Annotated in this window: 19 protein-coding genes; 11 read left to right on the forward strand and 8 right to left on the reverse strand. The window is 72.7% G+C overall.

Features of this window, described 5'->3' with window-relative positions:
- Nucleotides 1-362: 362 nt before the first annotated feature.
- Both ACGFZN_RS35085 and ACGFZN_RS35090 read right to left on the reverse strand, forming a co-directional pair.
- Nucleotides 363-1,187, reverse strand: a complete 825-nt coding sequence (locus ACGFZN_RS35085; protein WP_393862606.1) for a sugar phosphate isomerase/epimerase family protein — start codon at nt 1,185-1,187, stop codon at nt 363-365.
- 114 nt (nt 1,188-1,301) lie between these two features.
- On the reverse strand, nt 1,302-2,234 hold the full coding sequence (locus tag ACGFZN_RS35090) for a Ppx/GppA family phosphatase (RefSeq protein WP_393862513.1): 933 nt from the start codon (nt 2,232-2,234) through the stop codon (nt 1,302-1,304).
- A 71-nt stretch (nt 2,235-2,305) separates the two neighbouring features.
- Between ACGFZN_RS35090 and ACGFZN_RS35095 the strand changes: the two genes are divergently transcribed.
- The gene (locus ACGFZN_RS35095; protein ID WP_393862514.1) at nt 2,306-3,139 is read left to right on the forward strand and encodes a hypothetical protein; all 834 of its coding nucleotides are present in this window, start codon (nt 2,306-2,308) and stop codon (nt 3,137-3,139) included.
- Between the two features lie 93 nt (nt 3,140-3,232).
- Here ACGFZN_RS35095 and ACGFZN_RS35100 read toward each other — a convergent pair whose 3' ends face one another.
- Complete coding sequence (locus ACGFZN_RS35100) at nt 3,233-4,984, reverse strand: hypothetical protein (protein WP_393862515.1); 1,752 nt, start codon at nt 4,982-4,984, stop codon at nt 3,233-3,235.
- 197 nt (nt 4,985-5,181) lie between these two features.
- Here ACGFZN_RS35100 and radA point away from each other — a divergent pair, with 197 nt between their 5' ends.
- Both radA and disA read left to right on the forward strand, forming a co-directional pair.
- Nucleotides 5,182-6,591 carry a DNA repair protein RadA gene (gene radA / locus ACGFZN_RS35105; RefSeq protein WP_393862516.1) on the forward strand — a complete coding sequence of 470 codons (1,410 nt, stop codon included), beginning with the start codon at nt 5,182-5,184 and terminating at the stop codon, nt 6,589-6,591.
- Nucleotides 6,592-6,672: 81 nt separating this feature from the next.
- Nucleotides 6,673-7,797, forward strand: coding sequence for a DNA integrity scanning diadenylate cyclase DisA (gene disA, locus ACGFZN_RS35110; protein WP_330338559.1), 1,125 nt, complete (start codon nt 6,673-6,675; stop codon nt 7,795-7,797).
- A gap of 40 nt (nt 7,798-7,837) precedes the next feature.
- On the opposite strand, the gene ACGFZN_RS35115 is transcribed toward disA, so the two are convergent.
- Nucleotides 7,838-8,656 carry a hypothetical protein gene (locus tag ACGFZN_RS35115; RefSeq protein WP_393862517.1) on the reverse strand — a complete coding sequence of 273 codons (819 nt, stop codon included), beginning with the start codon at nt 8,654-8,656 and terminating at the stop codon, nt 7,838-7,840.
- Between the two features lie 180 nt (nt 8,657-8,836).
- Here ACGFZN_RS35115 and ACGFZN_RS35120 point away from each other — a divergent pair, with 180 nt between their 5' ends.
- The 5 genes from ACGFZN_RS35120 to cseC all read left to right on the forward strand — a co-directional run bounded on the left by ACGFZN_RS35120 (nt 8,837) and on the right by cseC (nt 13,272).
- Nucleotides 8,837-9,712: an A/G-specific adenine glycosylase gene (locus tag ACGFZN_RS35120; RefSeq protein WP_393862518.1), complete on the forward strand. Its 876-nt coding sequence runs from the start codon at nt 8,837-8,839 to the stop codon at nt 9,710-9,712.
- A 277-nt stretch (nt 9,713-9,989) separates the two neighbouring features.
- Nucleotides 9,990-10,529, forward strand: a complete 540-nt coding sequence (locus ACGFZN_RS35125; RefSeq protein ID WP_330338561.1) for a SigE family RNA polymerase sigma factor — start codon at nt 9,990-9,992, stop codon at nt 10,527-10,529.
- Nucleotides 10,517-11,167: a hypothetical protein gene (locus tag ACGFZN_RS35130; RefSeq protein ID WP_393862519.1), complete on the forward strand. Its 651-nt coding sequence runs from the start codon at nt 10,517-10,519 to the stop codon at nt 11,165-11,167. The genes ACGFZN_RS35125 and ACGFZN_RS35130 overlap by 13 nt, the downstream gene beginning before the upstream one ends.
- Nucleotides 11,168-11,201: 34 nt before the next feature.
- Entirely contained in the window at nt 11,202-11,906 is a 705-nt protein-coding gene (cseB, locus tag ACGFZN_RS35135; protein WP_393862520.1) for a two-component system response regulator CseB, read from the forward strand.
- 10 nt (nt 11,907-11,916) lie between these two features.
- On the forward strand, nt 11,917-13,272 hold the full coding sequence (gene cseC, locus ACGFZN_RS35140) for a two-component system sensor histidine kinase CseC (protein WP_393862521.1): 1,356 nt from the start codon (nt 11,917-11,919) through the stop codon (nt 13,270-13,272).
- A gap of 40 nt (nt 13,273-13,312) precedes the next feature.
- On the opposite strand, the gene ACGFZN_RS35145 is transcribed toward cseC, so the two are convergent.
- Nucleotides 13,313-13,894, reverse strand: coding sequence for a TetR/AcrR family transcriptional regulator C-terminal ligand-binding domain-containing protein (locus ACGFZN_RS35145; protein WP_393862522.1), 582 nt, complete (start codon nt 13,892-13,894; stop codon nt 13,313-13,315).
- 165 nt (nt 13,895-14,059) lie between these two features.
- Between ACGFZN_RS35145 and ACGFZN_RS35150 the strand changes: the two genes are divergently transcribed.
- On the forward strand, nt 14,060-14,812 hold the full coding sequence (locus ACGFZN_RS35150) for an SDR family oxidoreductase (protein ID WP_393862523.1): 753 nt from the start codon (nt 14,060-14,062) through the stop codon (nt 14,810-14,812).
- Nucleotides 14,813-15,107: 295 nt separating this feature from the next.
- On the opposite strand, the gene ACGFZN_RS35155 is transcribed toward ACGFZN_RS35150, so the two are convergent.
- The 3 genes from ACGFZN_RS35155 to ACGFZN_RS35165 all read right to left on the reverse strand — a co-directional run bounded on the left by ACGFZN_RS35155 (nt 15,108) and on the right by ACGFZN_RS35165 (nt 17,750).
- Nucleotides 15,108-15,554, reverse strand: coding sequence for a VOC family protein (locus tag ACGFZN_RS35155; protein WP_393862524.1), 447 nt, complete (start codon nt 15,552-15,554; stop codon nt 15,108-15,110).
- A complete protein-coding gene (locus tag ACGFZN_RS35160; protein WP_393862525.1) occupies nt 15,551-16,057 on the reverse strand; it encodes a helix-turn-helix transcriptional regulator in 507 nt (168 codons plus the stop codon). Before ACGFZN_RS35160 ends, ACGFZN_RS35155 begins: the two co-directional genes overlap by 4 nt.
- A gap of 124 nt (nt 16,058-16,181) precedes the next feature.
- On the reverse strand, nt 16,182-17,750 hold the full coding sequence (locus tag ACGFZN_RS35165) for an MDR family MFS transporter (RefSeq protein ID WP_393862526.1): 1,569 nt from the start codon (nt 17,748-17,750) through the stop codon (nt 16,182-16,184).
- Nucleotides 17,751-17,874: 124 nt separating this feature from the next.
- Here ACGFZN_RS35165 and ACGFZN_RS35170 point away from each other — a divergent pair, with 124 nt between their 5' ends.
- Both ACGFZN_RS35170 and ACGFZN_RS35175 read left to right on the forward strand, forming a co-directional pair.
- Entirely contained in the window at nt 17,875-18,474 is a 600-nt protein-coding gene (locus tag ACGFZN_RS35170) for a TetR/AcrR family transcriptional regulator (protein WP_393862527.1), read from the forward strand.
- A 176-nt stretch (nt 18,475-18,650) separates the two neighbouring features.
- A complete protein-coding gene (locus tag ACGFZN_RS35175; protein WP_393862528.1) occupies nt 18,651-19,271 on the forward strand; it encodes an HAD family acid phosphatase in 621 nt (206 codons plus the stop codon).
- Nucleotides 19,272-19,343: the final 72 nt, after the last annotated feature.

Genomic DNA, 19,343 nt, shown 5'->3' on the forward strand with positions numbered 1-19,343 from the left:
GCCACGGGCGGCCTGAGCGCCGCCCGGCACGGCGGACGGCTCGGTGCCAGAGACCCCGCCACGGCCGCGGGCCGGCTGCGCGTCGCCGGGCACGGCGGACGGCTCGGGGCGCGGGGACCTGCCCGGGCCACGGGCGGCCTGAGCGCCGCCCGGCACGGCGGACGGCTCGGTGCCAGAGACCCCGCCACGGCCGCGGGCCGGCTGCGCGTCGCCGGGCACGGCCGACGGCTCGACACCCCGGACCCTGCCCAGGCCGCGGGTGTCGGTGGGCTCGGTGCGCGGGGGCGTCCCCGGGGCACGGGCGGCCTGGGTGTCTGTGGGCGGGGGGCCGCTTCGGGCGGGGGGCGGTGGGGTGGGGGCGTTCATGGTCGGCGTACCCGGGCCGCCGACGACAGGTGCTTGCGGGTGAAGGCCAGGGCCTCGGCGAGGTCGGCCTCGCGTTCGGCGCCCGACATCGCCCGCCGGGTGTTGACCTCGATGACGACGTGGCCGTCGAACCCGGACAGCGTCAGGTGTTCCAGCACCTCGGCGCAGGGCTGGGTGCCGCGGCCGGGCACCAGGTGCTCGTCCTTGGCGGAGCCCCGGCCGTCGGCCAGGTGGACGTGGCCGAGCCGGTCGCCCATGCGGCCGATCATCTCCAGGGCGTCCGTGCGGGCCGTCGCCGCGTGGCTGAGATCGATCGTGAAGTGCCGGTAGTCGTGCCGGGTGACGTCCCAGTCCGGGGCGTAGGCGAGCATCTCGCGGTCGCGGTACCGCCACGGGTACATGTTCTCGACGGCGAACCGCACGTCCGTCTCGTCCGCCATCCGCCAGATCCCGTTGACGAAGTCGCGCGCGTACTGCCGCTGCCACCGGAAGGGCGGGTGGACGACGACGGTGGAGGCGCCCAGCTTCTCGGCGGCCGCCCGGGCGCGCTGCAGCTTGACCCAGGGGTCCGTCGACCAGACGCGCTGGGTGATCAGCAGGCAGGGGGCGTGGACGGCCAGGACCGGGATGCCGTGGTAGTCGGACAGGCGGCGCAGTGCCTCGATGTCCTGGCTCACCGGGTCGGTCCACACCATGACCTCGACGCCGTCGTAGCCGAGGCGCGCGGCGGTCTCGAAGGCCGTCGCGGTCGACTCCGGGTACACGGAGGCCGTCGACAGCGCGATACGCACGTCCGTTGGTTCAGCCACGTCGGCCACCATACGGCGTGGAGCGGTGCCGGTGTCGGGTGCCAATTCGCCGTTGTGAGCTTTGCCATTCGGGCGGGTGCGGCGCCGTCGCGGTGGCGCGCGCCGCCCTCCGCGCCCCACGGGGGCCTACGCGGACCCCATGTGATCGAGCCGCCGGAGGATGACGCCCTCCCTCAGGGCCCACGGGCAGACCTCCAGGCTCTCGACGCCGAACAGGTCCATCGCGCCCTCGGCCACCAGAGCGCCCGCGAGGAGCTGGCCCGCGCGGCCCTCCGAGACGCCGGGGAGTTCCGCGCGCTGCTGGGAGGTCATGCCGGCCAGGCGCGGAACCCAGGCCTCCAGGGACTCGCGCTTGAGTTCGCGCTGGACGTAGAGGCCCTCGGCGCTGCGGGCGGCCCCGGCGATGCGCGCGAGCTGCTTGAAGGTCTTGGACGTGGCGACCACGTGGTCGGGGGCGCCGAAGCGGCTGAACTCGCCGACCGTGCGCGCGATCTCCGTGCGGACGTGGCGGCGCAGGGCGCGTACGTCCTCGGGGGCGGGCGGGTCGCCGGGCAGCCAGGCCGCGGTGAGACGGCCGGCGCCGAGCGGCAGGGAGACGGCGGTGTCCGGCTCCTCGTCCATGCCATAGGCGATCTCCAGGGAGCCGCCGCCGATGTCCAGGACCAGCAGCTTTCCGGCGGACCAGCCGAACCAGCGGCGGACCGCGAGGAAGGTGAGGCGGGCCTCCTCCGCGCCGGAGAGGACCTGGAGTCGTACGCCGGTCTCGTCGGCCACGCGCGCGAGGACGTCGTCGGCGTTGGTGGCCTCCCGGACCGCGGAGGTCGCGAACGGCAGCAGGTCCTCGACGCCCTTGTCCTCGGCGGCCTGGAGCGCGTCCCGGACGACGGCGACCAGCTTCTCGATGCCGGTGCCGTCGATGGCACCGCTGTCGTCGAGCAGTTGGGCGAGCCGCAGTTCGGCCTTGTGCGAATGCGCGGGCAGCGGGCGCGCGCCGGGGTGGGCGTCCACCACCAGCAGATGCACCGTGTTCGAACCCACGTCCAGGACACCGAGTCTCATGTACGGAACGCTACTGCCAGATCGCTGGTCGGCGGTCCCCGGAACGGGGCCCGGCCACTTACCCTGGACGGGTGCCAAAGACGAAAAAGGCCAAGTCGGGCAAGGCTGCCAAGACCGACAAAGCTGCCAAGGGACCCGGGAAGGCGCCGCAGGTGAGCGACGAGAAGGGGCTCGACTTCGCGCGCGCGTGGGTGGAGTTTCCGGATCCCGCGGACGACGAACAGGTCTTCCGCTGTGATCTGACATGGCTGACCTCCCGCTGGAACTGCATCTTCGGCAGCGGCTGCCAGGGCATCCAGGCGGGCCGCGCGGACGACGGGTGCTGCTCGCTGGGCGCGCACTTCTCCGACGAGGACGACGAGAAGCGGGTCGCCGAGCATGTGGCGCGGCTCACGCCGGAGATCTGGCAGCACCATGACGAGGGCACCCGCAACGGCTGGGTGTCCGAGGACGACGAGGGCTCCCGGCAGACCCGCCCCTTCCAAGGCTCGTGCATCTTCCAGAACCGGCCGGGGTTCGCCGGGGGCGCGGGCTGTTCCCTGCACATCCTCGCGCTGCGGGAGGGCCGGGAGCCGCTGGAGACCAAGCCGGACGTGTGCTGGCAGCTGCCGATCCGGCGGACGTACGACTGGATCGACCGTCCCGACGACACGCGTGTGCTGCAGATCTCGATCGGCGAGTACGACCGCCGGGGCTGGGGTCCGGGCGGCCACGACCTGCACTGGTGGTGCACCTCGGCGACGTCGGCGCACGGCGCGGGCGAGCCGGTGTACGTCTCCTACCGCGCGGAACTGACCGAGCTGATGGGCAAGGCCGGCTACGACCGGCTGGTCGAGCTGTGCGAACAGCGCCTGGCCTCGCAGCTGCCGCTGGTCGCGCCGCACCCGGCCGACCCGGCGCCGTAGGCGGCGCGAGCACGGGCGCGGGCGGACGGGCACGGGGAACTTCCGCCCGGCCTGCGGTATCCGCACCCGCCTCCGCCGCACCTCCGCCGCACGTCACCCGCCGGACGGGCTCGGCGTCTCGCTGTCGCCCCCGGAGGACGGCGGCGTGGACGGTGTCGGCGTCGGGGTCGGGTCGGACGGGGACGGGGAGTCGGTGGGGGGCGGGGTCGGGTCGGTCGGGGTCGTCGACGGGGGGTCCGTGGGCGGAGTGCCCGGCGGTGTCGGTGTGGACGTGCCCGGTGGCGGGGTCGGGTGGTGGGTGGGGGCCGTGCCGTAGCCGTCGATGGTGACCACCGCGCCGGCCGGGGAGATGGCCACCTGAGCGTGCCAGGGGCCGGAGGGCTCGCGGAGGTGGTCGACGTACACCTTGATCGTCAACGTGTCGCCGGGGTCGAGGGTTCCCGTGGACTGGCTGAGGTAGAGCCACGGCGCCGAGGTGGCCGCGGACCAGCGGACCGGGGCCGAGCCGGACGCGCTGAGGGTGATCAGGGTGGTGTCGCCGTCGTTCGCGGCGCCGACCGTGAGGTGTCCGGCGCCCTTCGCGCCCGCTCCGGACACGCTGACGACCTCCACGGAGACGTCCGCCTTGCCGTCCTTGCCGACGCGCACGCCGGGCTTCACGCTCGCGTTCCCGGCGTTCTCGTAGCCGCCGGCCGTGTCGCTGTGCAGGACGTCGTGGCCCTGGGACTCGCGCGCGGTGGAGGAGGGGCCGCCGCCGTCCGCCGTGGGCGCGCCCCGGTAGGCGGCCCACAGGGCCAGGACGGGCGCGGCGACGACCGTGGCGACGACCGTCGTCGTCACCGCACGCGCGCGGAGCCGGTCGCGGCGGGCCGCGCGGTCCTTGGGGTCCATGGGGAAGCCGCGCCGGTCGAAGCGGGGCGCCGCCGCACCACGCGCGCGTGAGGGGTGTGCGAGCGCGACGTGCAGCTCCGCGCGGGGCGCTTCGAGGACGGGCAGCTCGGCGGGGGTGACCGTGGTGCCGGGCCAGCGGCCGGGGGCGGCGCGCTCGGCGGTACGGCGGCAGCGCGGGCAGTCGTCGACGTGCCGGACCAGTTCGCGGCGCAGGGCGCTGCTGAGCACGAGCCCGTTGTCGCCGGTGAGATGGGCCACACCGGGGCAGCCGCCGGTCTCCACGACGGCCAGGGCCGCGCGGGTGCGCTCGACCTCGCAGGCGGCGGAGGCCAGCAGTTCGCGTGCGGCCGCCGGTTCCATGCCGAGGACGGCGGCGACCTCGTGCGCGGCCAGGTGATGGCGGACGGCCAGCTCCAGGGCCTCGCGCTGCTCGGGGGTCGTACCGGCGGCCTCCGGCCAGGCCAGCAGGGCGAGTTCGCGGCGGCGCCGCTCCTGGGCCTCGGGGGAGACGGGCGGCTCGGGGGTCTCGCGCGGGCCGGCGGGGCGGCCTGCCGCGTGGGTGGCCTGACGTTTCTGCTTGGCCTCGGCCAGCTTGCGCAGGCACGCCCAGCGGGCCAGCGCGTACAGCCAGGCCCTGTGATCGCCGGTGTTCTCCGGGGCGCGGTGTCCGCGCCGCTCCGCGAGGGAGAGGACGTCGCCGAGGGCGGCCGTGGCGGCGTCGTGGTCGCACAGCACCGACAGACAGTAGGTGAACAGTCCGTCCAGGTACGGCTCGTAGCGCGCGGGCGGCCGCTGGGCGATGGTGCGGGCGGCGGCCCGGTCGCGCCGCTCGCCGGCCTCGCGCGCCGCTGCTTCTTCGCGCCCCTTCCGCGCCGCTCGTGCTTCACGCACCTCCCCGCGCGCCCGGTGCGCGCCGGTGGTGCGGACGGTGGTCTCCGGACTACTGCTCATCACCCGTGCGACCGTAGGCGGCGGCGCAGGGCCCCTTCCCGAAGCTTGAGCTCTTTTAATTCGTACGGGTGAAACGATCCCTCATAAGGGGACACGAGCCCCGGCTCCCGCGGCCGGATCCCGATGGGTGGTGGCCGATACCCGTTCACCCGCACGCGGCCCGGGGATCCGTTGTCAGTGCCGCGGGCTACGGTTTCCGCATGGCTGCCCGTACCAAGACCACCAAGGACCGCCCGTCCTACCGCTGCACCGAGTGCGGCTGGCAGACGGCCAAGTGGCTCGGCCGCTGCCCAGAGTGCCAGGCCTGGGGCACGGTCGAGGAGTACGGCGCGCCCGCGGTCCGTACGACGGCGCCGGGCCGGGTGACGTCGTCCGCGCTGCCCATCGGCCAGGTCGACGGCCGGCAGGCCACCGCCCGCACGACCGGCGTGCCCGAGCTGGACCGGGTGCTCGGCGGCGGCCTGGTGCCCGGCGCGGTGGTGCTGCTCGCGGGCGAGCCCGGCGTCGGCAAGTCCACGCTGCTGCTGGACGTGGCCGCCAAGTCCGCGAGCGCCGAGCACCGCACCCTCTATGTGACCGGCGAGGAGTCGGCGAGCCAGGTGCGGCTGCGCGCGGACCGCATCGGCGCCCTGCACGAGGAGCTGTATCTGGCGGCGGAGACCGACCTGTCCGCCGTCCTCGGCCACTTGGACGAGGTCAAGCCGTCCCTGCTGATCCTCGACTCGGTGCAGACGGTCGCCTCCCCGGAGATCGAGGGCGCGCCGGGCGGCATGGCCCAGGTGCGGGAGGTGGCGGGCGCGCTGATCCGCGCCTCGAAGGAGCGCGGCATGTCCACTCTCCTTGTGGGCCACGTCACCAAGGACGGCGCGATCGCCGGCCCCCGCCTGCTGGAGCACCTGGTGGACGTCGTCCTGCACTTCGAGGGCGACCGGCACGCGCGCCTGCGCCTGGTCCGCGGCGTGAAGAACCGCTACGGGGCGACGGACGAGGTCGGCTGCTTCGAGCTGCACGACGAGGGCATCACCGGCCTCGCCGACCCGAGCGGCCTCTTCCTGACCCGCCGGGACGAGCCGGTTCCGGGCACGTGCCTGACCGTCACCCTGGAGGGCCGCCGCCCGCTGGTGGCCGAGGTGCAGGCGCTGACCGTGGACTCCCAGATCCCCTCCCCGCGCCGGACGACCTCGGGCCTGGAGACCTCGCGGGTGTCGATGATGCTGGCCGTCCTGGAGCAGCGCGGCCGGATCAGCGCGCTCGGCAAGCGGGACATCTACTCCGCGACGGTCGGCGGGGTGAAGCTGTCGGAGCCGGCCGCCGACCTCGCGATCGCCCTCGCGCTGGCCTCCGCGGCCAGCGACACCCCGCTGCCGAAGAACCTGGTCGCGATCGGCGAGGTGGGCCTCGCGGGCGAGGTCAGACGGGTGACGGGCGTGCAGCGCAGGCTCGCCGAGGCGCACCGGCTGGGCTTCACGCACGCGCTCGTGCCGACCGATCCGGGCAAGGTGCCGGCCGGCATGAAGGTCCTGGAAGTCGCCGACATGGGGGACGCCCTCCGGGTGCTGCCGCGCTCCCGTCGGCGAGAGGCCCCGCGGGAGGCGGAGGACCGCCGGTAGACTTTGCCCTGGTCTCGCCCGTCCGTACGAACCGCGTGCGGCTCACGGGGGCGCGTCAGAACCTGCGACCGGAGGAGTGCAGTGGCAGCCAACGACCGGGCAGCAGCTCCCGGAAAAATCGGTGGGAGTGCCGGTTCCGATGGCCTGATGCGCGCCTCGCTGAGCGCCGTGGCTCCTGGTACGGCCCTGCGGGACGGCCTGGAGCGCGTGCTGCGCGGCAACACCGGCGGGCTGATCGTCCTCGGCTCCGACAAGACGGTCGAGGCGATGTGCACGGGCGGGTTCGTGCTGGACGTGGAGTTCACCGCGACCCGGCTGCGGGAGCTGTGCAAGCTGGACGGCGGCATCGTGCTGTCGTCGGACCTGTCGAAGATCCTGCGGGCCGGTGTCCAGCTCGTGCCGGACCCGACGATCCCCACGGAGGAGACGGGCACCCGGCACCGTACGGCGGACCGGGTGAGCAAGCAGGTCGGCTTCCCGGTGGTCTCGGTCTCCCAGTCGATGCGCCTGATCGCCCTGTACGTCGACGGTCAGCGCCGCGTCCTGGAGGACTCGGCGGCGATCCTGTCCCGCGCGAACCAGGCGCTGGCCACGCTGGAGCGGTACAAGCTGCGGCTGGACGAGGTGGCCGGCACCCTCTCCGCGCTGGAGATCGAGGACCTGGTGACGGTGCGGGACGTGTCCGCCGTCGCGCAGCGCCTGGAGATGGTCCGCCGCATCGCCACCGAAATCGCCGAGTACGTGGTCGAGCTGGGCACCGACGGGCGTCTTCTCGCGCTCCAGCTCGAGGAGTTGATCGCCGGCGTCGAGCCGGACCGCGAGCTGGTCGTCCGGGACTACGTGCCCGAGCCGACGGCCAAGCGCTCCCGCACGGTCGAGGAGGCGCTGTCCGAGCTGGACGCGCTGACCCACGCGGAGCTGATCGAACTCGGCACGGTGGCGCGGGCGCTGGGCTACACCGGCTCCCCCGAGACGCTCGACTCCGCGGTGTCCCCGCGGGGTTTCCGGCTGCTGGCCAAGGTTCCGCGGCTTCCCGGCGCGATCATCGACCGGCTGGTGGAGCACTTCGGCGGCCTGCAGAAGCTGCTCGCCGCGAGCGTGGACGACCTGCAGACGGTGGACGGCGTGGGCGAGGCGCGGGCGCGGAGCGTGCGCGAGGGCCTGTCGCGGCTGGCCGAGTCGTCGATCCTGGAGCGGTACGTCTGAGGCGGCGCCGGGCGCCTGAGGGCCCGGGGCGCCTCGGCCCTCAGTCCGCGGACAGCACGAACGACGTGTGCACCGTCGCGAACCCCGGTGTCTTCGCCTCCAGCAGGTAGGTGTCCGGCTTCGCCGAGCCCGCCGCGGGCGTCGCGCACTGGGGAGCGCTCGGCTTGCGGTCCCACTTCACCGTGTAGGTGATGCTCTGCCCCGCCGGCACCCGGAACACCAGGCTGCCCGCGCCCTTGGGGCAGTCGGCCGACGACCAGAACGTCTTGCCGCTCGTCGGCGTGATGGTCAACACCGCGCTCTTCGGCCCGAGATCGACCTTGCAGTCGGCGGACGAGGTGTTCTTCGCGGTGAGTTCGAAGGCCGGCGTCTGGTCCGGCGAGTAGGTGTTGTGCAGACTGCGCAGGCTCAGCGTCACCGCGGAGGCGGTGCACTCGGGCAGCGTGGACGACGCCGGGATCGTGTCGCCCGTACCGACGGCGCCGCCGCCGGATCCCGTACCCGAGCCGCCACCGGACCCGGACCCGGAGGAACCGTCGGAACCGGACGAACCGTCGCCCGAACCGCTGCCTCCCGAGCCGGAGTCGCTCCCGCCGGTGCCGCTGCCGCCGCCCGAGTCGTCGCGTCCGCCCGGGTGTTGGCTGATGGCGGGTCCGGACGAGGACGGCCCCGGGGTGATGGTGTGCGCGGGATTCTTGCCGTCGGACCCGCCGGCGTCGTTCTTGCCGCCCCCGCCGCCGGCGGTGACGATCCAGGTGATCAGCAGCGCCAACAGGGCGATCACCGACAGCAGTACGACCCTCCTTCGCCAGTAGATGGAGGAGGGAAGCGGCCCGACCGGATTGCGCAGAGATCCCACGGCGCAAACTGTACGAGAGATCGCCGTGCTCGCCTGCGCCACCCGCCGCGCGAGCGGCAACTTTTCCGGATCATCATCCCGGCAACTGCCGTCACGGCCAAGGATCTTCACCGTTCGGCACGCTGAGTGACCGCGCCGTCACCCTCGCCGGGTGCCGACCCGTGGCAGGATCGGAAGGCCATGACTGAGAAGCTGCACACCCCCGTGATCGCCTGGTTCGACGCCCATGCCCGCGACCTCCCCTGGCGCCGCCCGGAGGCGGGCCCGTGGGGTGTGATGGTCAGCGAGTTCATGCTCCAGCAGACCCCGGTCAACCGGGTGCTGCCGGTCTACGAGGAGTGGCTGTCCCGCTGGCCGCGCCCCGCGGACCTGGCGAAGGAGGCGCCCGGTGAGGCGGTGCGCGCCTGGGGGCGGCTCGGCTACCCGCGCCGGGCGCTCAGGCTGCACGGCGCCGCGGTCGCCATAACGGAACGGCACGGCGGGGACGTGCCGACGGAGCACGCGCAGCTGCTGGCGCTGCCCGGGATCGGCGAGTACACGGCCGCCGCGGTGGCCTCGTTCGCGTACGGGCAGCGGCATCCGGTGCTGGACACGAACGTGCGCCGGGTGCTCGCACGCGCGGTGACGGGGGTGCAGTACCCGCCGAACGCGACGACGGCCGCCGAGCGCAGGCTCGCCCGCGAGCTGCTGCCCGAGGACGAGAAGACGGCCGCGCGCTGGGCGGCGGCCTCCATGGAACTGGGCGCGCTGGTGTGCACGGCGAAGAACGAGGGGTGCGCGCGGTGCCCGATCGCCGCGCAGTGCGCCTGGCGGCTGGCCGGCAAGCCGGAGCACTCCGGACCGCCGCGCCGCGGGCAGACGTACGCCGGCACGGACCGGCAGGTGCGCGGCAAGCTGCTGGCGGTGCTGCGGGAGGCGCACGCACCGGTGCCGCAGGCGGTGCTGGACCGGGTGTGGCACGAGCCGGTGCAGCGCGCCCGGGCGCTCGACGGACTCGTCACGGACGGTCTGGTGGAGCCGCTGCCGGGCGGTCTGTACCGGCTGCCGCTCAGCTGACGCACAGCCAAGTCACTGCCTTCAGGGCTTCGTTACGGCCCCAGCCTCCCGACAAAGGCCTACGGAACGGGACATAACGGGTCACCCTTTTACCCCGTTCCTACGGCTGTTACACAACCGACGGACAGCCGATTGCCAGCCGCAGGCTGGAGCGGACAACGCCGTGACAACCGCTCCCTACCTTCGTTCCCGTGCCCGGCAGACCACCGGACACGGGGAAGGTACGCAGCACTTCAGGCACGGGCCGGAGTGAACGGGGAGACGGAGGCGGTCGATCATGGCGCAGGGAGAGGTGCTCGAGTTCGAGGAGTACGTCCGCACCCGGCAGGACGCGCTGCTGCGCAGCGCCCGCCGGCTGGTCCCGGACCCGGTCGACGCCCAGGACCTGCTGCAGACGGCGCTGGTGCGGACGTACGGCCGCTGGGAGGGCATCGCCGACAAGCGGCTCGCCGACGCCTATCTGCGCCGCGTCATGATCAACACCCGTACGGAGTGGTGGCGGGCGCGCAAGCTGGAGGAGGTCCCCACCGAGCAGCTGCCCGACGCGTCCGTGGACGACTCCACCGAGCAGCACGCCGACCGCGCCCTGCTGATGGACGTCATGAAGGTGCTGGCACCCAAGCAGCGCAGTGTCGTAGTACTGCGACACTGGGAGCAGATGTCCACGGAGGAGACGGCCGCCGCCCTCGGCATGTCGGCGGGTACGGTCAAGAGCACGCTGCACCGGGCGCTCGCCCGGCTCCGCGAGGAGCTGGAGGCCCGCGATCTGGACGCACGCGCGCTGGAGCGTGAGGAGCAGGAGCGTTGCGCGGCCTGACGGGGTCCGGATCCGAACGGGTCCGCGGCAGTGCACAGGCGGTGATCGCGGCGGGGGCCGTGCTCGCCGCCGTCGCCCTTTTCCTCGCCGCGTGCGGCACCGGGGGCACCGGCACCCGCGACGAGGGGCCGGCGCACGCCTCGGCGGTCGCGGGCGTCGTCGACTCCCCCTCGCCGAGCCCGTCCGGCGGCTTCCGGCGCGTGGACGCCGTCTCGCTGCTCAGGAAGGACCCGGCGGTGTCCGCCGCGGTCAAGCGCGACCTGAAGCCGTGCAGCGGCGGCGACTACCCGGTCGACGTCACCTACGGCTATCTGACCGGCGGATCCGTCAACGACGTCCTCGTCAACGTGTCGACCTGCGGTGACTGGGTCGGCATCGGCACCTACGTGTACCGGCGGGTGGAGGGCGCGTACAAGAATGTGTTCAAGGCGGAGGAATCGCCGGTCTACTCGGAGATCGACGGCACCGACCTGAGCGTGACCAAGCAGGTGTACGCGACGGACGACCCGGTGTCGAACCCGTCCCAGGAGACGGTGATCACCTACCGGTGGAAGGCGGGCCGGTTCACCGAGATCAACCGGCACGAGACCGACTACAGCAAGACGGGCGGCGACGCGGCGGCCACGACGGACAACTGACCCCCCACACACACGAGGACTTGAGAGCACCGGGATGGCAGACCAGACCCACGTCCTGTTCGTCGAGGACGACGACGTCATCCGCGAGGCCACCCAGCTCGCCCTGGAGCGGGACGGCTTCGCGGTCACCGCCATGCCCGACGGCCTGTCGGGCCTGGAGGCGTTCCGGGCGAACCGCCCCGACATCGCCCTGCTGGACGTCATGGTCCCGGGCCTGGACGGCGTCAGCCTGTGCCGTCGTATCCGGGACGAGTCGACCGTGCCGGTGATCATGCTGTCGGCGCGCGCCGACTCCATCGACGTCGTCCTCGGCCTGGAGGCGGGCGCCGACGACTATGTGACCAAGCCGTTCGACGGCGCCGTGCTGGTCGCGCGGATCCGGGCGGTGCTGCGCCGCTTCGGGCACGCCGGCGGCAACGACCGCGGCGAGACCGGCGAGGACCCGGTGACCGGCGGCGTGCTCACCTTCGGGGACCTCCAGGTCGACACGGAGGGCATGGAGGTGCGCCGGGCCGGGCAGCCGGTCGCGCTCACGCCCACCGAGATGCGGCTGCTGCTGGAGTTCTCCTCCTCGCCGGGCACCGTGCTCTCCCGCGACAAGCTGCTGGAGCGCGTGTGGGACTACGGCTGGGGCGGGGACACCCGGGTCGTGGACGTGCATGTGCAGCGGCTGCGCCAGAAGATCGGCCAGGACCGGATCGAGACGGTCCGCGGCTTCGGCTACAAGCTGAAGGCCTGAGCGGGGCGGCATGCGGGGGATCCTTCGGCACCCGGTCCGGCGGATGGAGCGGGCGGGCCTGCACACCGGGCTCAGATGGAAGCTCAGCGCGGCGATCGCGCTGGTGGCGGGCCTGGTGGCGATCGCGCTCAGCCTGGTCGTGCACAACGCGGCCCGGGTGTCGATGCTCGACAACGCACGCGACCTGGCCAACCAGCGCGTCCAGATCGCGCAGCGCAACTACGAGCTGAGCCGGCGGCCGAACTTCCCCAACATCAAGGTCGACGACCCGGAACTGCCGGACGCGCTGCGCGAGAAGGTCGAGGAGGGCCGCAAGGCCAGCGACGTCATCGACCACGGCCGCGCACCGGACATCTGGGCGGCCGTGCCGACCAAGGACGGGCACGTGCTGTCCCTGCACAGCCACATGCCGGACCGTTCCACCGACGTGATGAAGGACCTCGACCAGGCGCTGGTCATCGGCTCCGTCGCCGTGGTGTTCTGCGGCAGCGCGCTCGGGGTGCTGATCGGCGGGCAGCTGTCCCGGCGGCTGCGCAAGGCGGCCGCCGCCGCGAACCGGGTCGCCAGGGGCGAGACCGACGTCCGGGTGCGCGAGGCCATAGGCGGGGTCGTCCGCGACGAGACCGACGATCTCGCGCGCGCGGTGGACGCCATGGCGGACGCGCTGCAGCAGCGCCTGGAGGCCGAGCGGCGGGTCACCGCCGACATCGCGCACGAGCTGCGCACCCCGGTGACGGGCCTGCTCACGGCCGCCGAACTGCTGCCGCCGGGCCGCCCGACCGAACTCGTCCTGGACCGGGCGAAGGCGATGCGCACGCTCGTCGAGGACGTCCTGGAGGTGGCCCGTCTGGACGGCGCCTCGGAGCGGGCCGAGCTGCAGGACATCATGCTCGGCGAGTTCGTGGCCCGCCGGGTGGCGGCCAAGGATCCGGGCATCACCGTGCGGGTGGTGCACGAGTCGGAGGTCACCACCGACCCGCGCCGGCTGGAGCGGGTGCTGTTCAACCTGCTCGCCAATGCCGCCCGGCACGGCAGGCCGCCGATCGAGGTGACCGTCGAGGGCCGGGTGATCCGGGTCCGCGACCACGGTCCCGGCTTCCCCGAGGAGCTGCTCGCCGAGGGCCCGAGCCGCTTCCGCACGGGCAGCAAGGACCGCGCCGGTACGGGCCACGGGCTGGGCCTGACCATCGCGGCGGGCCAGGCCCGCGTCCTCGGCGCCCGCCTGACCTTCCGCAACGTACGCCCCGCCGGCGCCCCGCCCGGCGTCCCGGCGGAGGGCGCGGTGGCGGTGCTGTGGCTTCCCGAGCACGCCCCCACGGCGACGGGCAGCTATCCGGTGCTGCCGCTGCCCGAGGGCACGTCCTGAGGCCTGGCGGCCGCCCGGCGTACGGCGCTCGGGCAGGCGCTCACCGGAGCAGCGACTCGGTGAGCCGCTCGGCGGCGGCCGCGTCCAGCGGAGCGTGCCCCAGCAGGAAGCGGTACCAGAAGACGCCGTAGAACTGGTCGACCAGGAGGTCGAGGTCCCGGTCGGCGGCCAGTTCGCCGCGCTCCCGGCCGCGTTCGAGCACCGCGCGTACCGCCGCTCGGCGCGACTGGGTGAACTCCCGCATCAGCTCGGCCAGATGCGCATCGCGCGCCGCCTCCCGGACCAGGGTGCGCAGGGCCGGCCCGGACGGCGGTCGCTGGGCCGCCTCGAACGTGGCGACGGCCAGCTCGCGCAGGTCCGCCCCGAGGCTCCCCGTGTCCGGCGCCGGCACCTCCTGGGCGGCGCGGTCGAGGAGCGCGTCCAGCAGGACGGCGCCCTTGGAGGGCCACCAGCGGTACAGGGTCTGCTTTCCGACGCCGGCCGCGCGCGCGATGGTCTCGACGGTCACCGGGGCGCCGTCGGCGTCGGCGAGCAGGTCCAGCGCGGCGGTCAGGATCGCCCGGCGCGCGGCCTCGTTGCGGCGGCGCCCGGTGTGCGGGCGGGGTTCGTTGCTGTCGTGCACGGGCCCATCCTCTCCGAGGCGTGGCGGCGCCCCGAAAACGCTCCGAAAACGCTTGACGAGACTAACGGTCTCGGTAACACTTTAACGAGACCGGTGTTCTCGGCAAGCTCTCGGAGAAGGGCGCCGGGACCCGGTGTCCGCTTCGATTCCTGGGGGAGCCCTCTCATGAACACTGCGAACAGCTCTGTGCACCACCTCGCCGGACAGCGCGTCGTCGTGATGGGCGGCAGCTCCGGCATCGGCGAGGCCGCCGCCGCGTCCTTCGCGGCGGACGGCGCGGAAGTGATGATCACCGGTCGCGACCAGGACCGCCTCGACGCCGCGGCGGAGCGGATCGGCGGCAAGGTCTCGGCCTACCGGCTGGACGGGGCGGACCGCGCCGCGGTCGACGCCTTCTTCGCGCGGTCCGGGACCGTCGACCACCTGGTCGTCGCGCTCAGCGGCGCCAAGGGCGGCGGCCCCTTCGCCGAACTGGACCTCGCCGAGCTGGCGCAGGGCTTCGACGCGAAGTTCTGGCCCCACGTCCAGGTGCTCCAGGCCGCGCTGCCGGCGCTGCGCCGCGACGGATCGGTGACCCTGGTGACCGCCGCCTCCGCCCGCGCCGCCCTGCCCGGCACGGCGGGCCTCGCCGCGATCAACGGCGCGCTGGAGGCGATGGTCCCGCCGCTCGCGGTGGAACTGGCGCCGCTGCGGGTCAACGCCGTCTCCCCCGGCGTCGTCGACACCCCCTGGTGGCACGGCGTCCCGGCCGAACAGCGCCGCTCCCTCTTCGACGGTCTCGCGGCGATCACCCCGGTCGGCCGCGTCGGCCGCCCCGAGGACATCGCCCGCGCGATCCACCTGCTCGCGACGAACGGCTTCGTGACAGGCGTGGTCCTGGAGGCCACGGGCGGCGCGACGCTGGCGGCAGGACGCTGACGGGGGCCGGGCGGGGGACGAGCGTCGGGCGGCGACGGGTGCCGAGCGGGGACGGGCGCCGGGCGAGGGCGAGGGACGGGCGCCGGGCGAGGGTGAGGGACGGGCGTCGGGCGAGGGCGACGGCGAGGGACGGGCGTCGGCTGGGGGTCGCTGGGCCGCCGCGCACCCGCCGGGCGAGGGTGAGGGACGGGCGCCGGGCGGGGGTCGCTGGGCCCCCGCGCACCCGTCGGCCGAGCCGGTCAGGCGCCCTCGCCGCCGCCCGTGGCCCCGCGGGCCGGCTCGCGCTCCCCGCGGCTCAGCACGCCCACTCCCGGTCCAGGTCCAGCCCCTCCTTCCGGCGCTGTGTGAACGAGAACCAGTTGCCGGAGTCGTCGCGGAACAAGGCCTCCGTGCCGTAAGGGCGTTCCCGGGGTTCCTGGAGGAACTCCACCCCGCGCTCCTTGAGCTTCTGGTAGTCCCCGTGGATGTCGTCCGTCACCAGCACGCCCGCCCCCAGCGCGCCCTTCGCGACGAGCTTCTTCATCATCTCGGCGGACTCGGGGTCCATCGCCGGCGGCCCCGGCACCATGAGGGTCAGCTCGACGTCGGGCTGGTCGGGGGCGCCGACGGTCAGCCAGCGCGCGCCGCCCTCGCCCATGGTCATGTCCGTCCGGACCTCGAGACCGAGTTTCTGGGTGTAGAAGTCCTTGGCCCGGTCCTGGTCGAGGACCCAGACGGTGGTGATGGCAAGCCCCTTGATCATGGTTCGGCCCTCCTGCCGGTGGTGCTGACGGCGCTGGCGGTGCCGTCCGCGCCGGCGGACAGCCCTTCGCCACCGTAGGCAGAGCCGGGCCCGGAGCGCTTCTCCGATCTTGCGGTGCTGAATCCGCCGGCCCAGAGCATCGCGTAGCACCCGGGGATCAGAGCGGCGCCGCGTCTCACGTGCCGGGCGCGGTACTCGCTCGGGGTGAGTCCGGTGCGGGCCTTGAAACGGGCGGAGAACGTACCGAGGCTGCTGAAGCCGACCAGGGTGCAGATCTCGGTCACGGTGAGGTCGGCGCTGCGCAGCATCTCCTCGGCCCGCTCGATCCGCCGGTGGGTCAGATACCGGCCCGGCGTCTCGCCGTAGACGTCCTTGAAGGCGCGCAGGAAGTGGAACCGCGAGTACCCGGCGCGGGCCGCCACGGCGTCCAGGTCGAGGCCGGGGTCCGCCCAGTCCCGGTCCATGGCGTCCTTGGCCAGACGCATACGGCGCAGCTTGTCCATGCGACCGATGGTGACACGGGGCACTGACAGCGGCGCCGGCCTGCGCGGACGCCCTGAAAACGCCGCGAAAAGAAAGAAGACCCCGGGGCGGACACCGACCGGGGTCTTCCGTCTCAGACGGGCCTCACACGGGCTCGGCGACCTGCACCGGAGCCGCGTCCTCGCCGCTCTCCGCCGAGGGCTTGCCGGTCCGCAGCGGGACCTCCTTCACGAACAGCGACGCGACGAGCACGATCACCGCGATCCCCGAGCCCAGCAGGAACGCCGAGTGGGTGCCGGCGGACACCGCGTGCTGGTAGGCCTCGCGCGCCGTGGCGGGCAGCTTGGCCAGGCTCTTCGCGTCCAGCTGCGCGGACTTCTCGGTGACGCCCTTGCCCAGGGCGCCGGCCCGCTCGGCCATCACGTGCTTGACGCGGTCGTTGAACAGCGCGCCCATGATGGCCACGCCGAAGGAGGAACCGAGCGTACGGAACAGGGTGGTGGACGAGGACGCGACGCCCATGTCCTTCATCTCCACGCTGTTCTGCGCGACCAGCATGGTGATCTGCATCAGGCAGCCCATGCCCAGGCCCAGCACGGCCATGTAGATGCCCGAGGTCAGCCGGGTCGTGCCCGTGTCCATCAGCGACAGCAGATACAGTCCGGCGATCATCAGGGCGCCGCCTGCCACGGGGAAGACCTTGTAGCGGCCGCTGCTGGTGGTGACCCGGCCCGCGACCATCGAGGTCACGAGCATCGCGCCGAGCATCGGCAGCAGCAGCAGACCGGAGTTGGTCGCCGAGGCGCCCTGCACCGACTGCTGGTACAGCGGCAGGTAGAGCGTGGCGCCGAACATCACGAAGCCGGTGATGAAGCCGATGAGGGACATCAGGGTGAAGTTGCGGCTCTTGAACATGTGCAGCGGCAGCACCGGCTCGACGGCCTTGGTCTGCCACCACACGAAGCCGATCAGGGCGACGACGCCGAGGGCGATCAGCTCCATGATCCGGGCGGAGGTCCAGGCGTACTCGGTGCCGCCCCAGGTGGTGACCAGCACGATCGCGGTGATGCCGACGGTCAGCAGCGCGACGCCGAGGTAGTCGATGCGCGCCTGCGACCGCTTCCTGGGCAGGTGCAGCACGGCGCTGACCAGCGCCAGCGCGACGGCGCCGAGCGGCAGGTTGATGTAGAAGGACCAGCGCCAGCCCCAGTTGTCGGTGATGGTGCCGCCGACCAGCGGGCCGCCGATCATCGCCAGCGCCATGACACCGGCCATCATGCCGGTGTACTTGCCGCGCTCCCGCGGCGGTATCAGGTCGCCGATGATCGCCATGACGCCGACCATCAGACCGCCGGCGCCGAGACCCTGCACGGCCCGGAAGCCGATCAGCTGGTCCATGTTCTGGGCCATGCCGCTGAGTGCCGATCCGATCAGGAACAGCACGATCGAGCTGAGGAAGGCGCCCTTGCGCCCGTACATGTCGCCGATCTTGCCCCAGATCGGGGTCGACGCCGCGGTGGCCAGGGTGTAGCCGGTGACCACCCAGGACAGGTGCTCCAGGCCGCCCAGTTCGCCCACGATCGTCGGCATCGCCGTGCCCACGATCATGTTGTCCAGCATCGCGAGCATCATCGCGATCATGAGCGCGAGCAGGACCACGCGCACGCTCCTGGGCCGTTTACTCTCCGTGACGTTTTCTACTGTGTCCGCCATCTCTGCTCACTCCCCCTACGGCGGCTACTTACTTGCCGCCCGGCTAGTTCATTACACTGGGAAGGTAGCCCCGTAACTAGCCGGGCGTCAAGTAAGTTTCCGCGGGAGCGCGAGGAGTACGAGGATGGGCGGCACCATGGACGGCACCAAGCAGCAGCGCCGCGGCAACACCCGCCAGCGCATCCAGGACGTCGCGCTCGAACTCTTCGCGGAGCAGGGCTACGAGAAGACTTCTCTGCGCGAGATCGCCGAGCGTCTCGACGTGACGAAGGCGGCCCTGTACTACCACTTCAAGACCAAGGAAGAGATCATCGTCAGCCTCTTCGAGGACCTGACGCAGCCGATCGAGGACCTGATCGAGTGGGGCCGCAGCCAGCCGCACACCCTGGAGACGAAGCAGGAGATCGTACGGCGCTACAGCGCGGCCCTGGCCGGCGCGGAGCCGTTGTTCCGCTTCATGCAGGAGAACCAGGCGACAGTGCGGGAACTGCGCATCGGCGACACCTTCAAGGACCGGATGCGCGGCCTGCGGGACATCCTCATCGACCCGGAGGCCGACCTCGTCGACCAGGTGCGCTCGGTCAGCGCGATGTTCACCCTGCACGCCGGGATGTTCGTGATGCAGGACCTGGAACGCGACCCCGCCAAGGTGCGGCAGGCCGTGCTCGAGGTCGCCATGGACCTGGTCACCCAGGCGCACCAGCGCGCCCGCGGCGAGCGGTAGGCCGGCGTCCGCCGGCGCTCGCGGCCACGCCCGCGCCGAAATGTGACGCACGCCTCTGGTCACCTACCGTGCAGTAACCCTACGGTTCCCCTCGCGCCACCCGCACCTCAGATCATGCCCCTGACATTTCAGGACGCGTACGGATCGCGCGTACGGACGTGAGAGGACCCCCACCGATGACCAGACGCCCCTGGGCGCCCCGCATCTGCGCAACCGCCGTCTCCGTGGCCGCTCTGGCCGCCCTGGCCGCCCCGGCCCAGGCGGCGGACGGCACGGCGCCGGCCACGAGCACCTCCTCCGCGAAGGTCGACTACGCCACCTGGCAGAAGGACTGCCAGACGGTGATGGACCAGGCCCTGCCGTACCTGAAGGAACGCATCGCCGAGGCGGGGCCGGGCGAGAAGCAGGCGATCGTCTTCGACATCGACAACACCACGCTGGAGACCGACTTCGGCTTCAGCTACCCGCAGCCGGCCAACAAGCCCGTCCTGAACGTCGCGCGGTACGCCCAGGAGCACGGCGTCTCGCTGTTCTTCGTCACGGCCCGTCCGGGCATCATCTACCTGCCCACCGAGTACAACCTCGAACACGACGGCTACGACGTCTCCGGCCTCTACGTCCGCGGCCTGTTCGATCTGTTCAAGGATGTCGCCGCCTACAAGACCGCCCAGCGCGTCGACATCGAGAACAAGGGCTACACGATCATCGCGAACATCGGCAACAGCGCCACCGACCTTTCCGGCGGCCACGCGGAGAGGACCTTCAAACTGCCGGACTACGACGGTCAGTTGTCGTAGGCGCCCGTCACGCTCCAGCGCACGGAAAGGGGCCGGTGCTGAGCAGCACCGGCCCCTCTCGTGTTCGGCCGT

This window comes from Streptomyces sp. NPDC048192, assembly GCF_043202415.1.
Classification (GTDB): domain Bacteria; phylum Actinomycetota; class Actinomycetes; order Streptomycetales; family Streptomycetaceae; genus Streptomyces.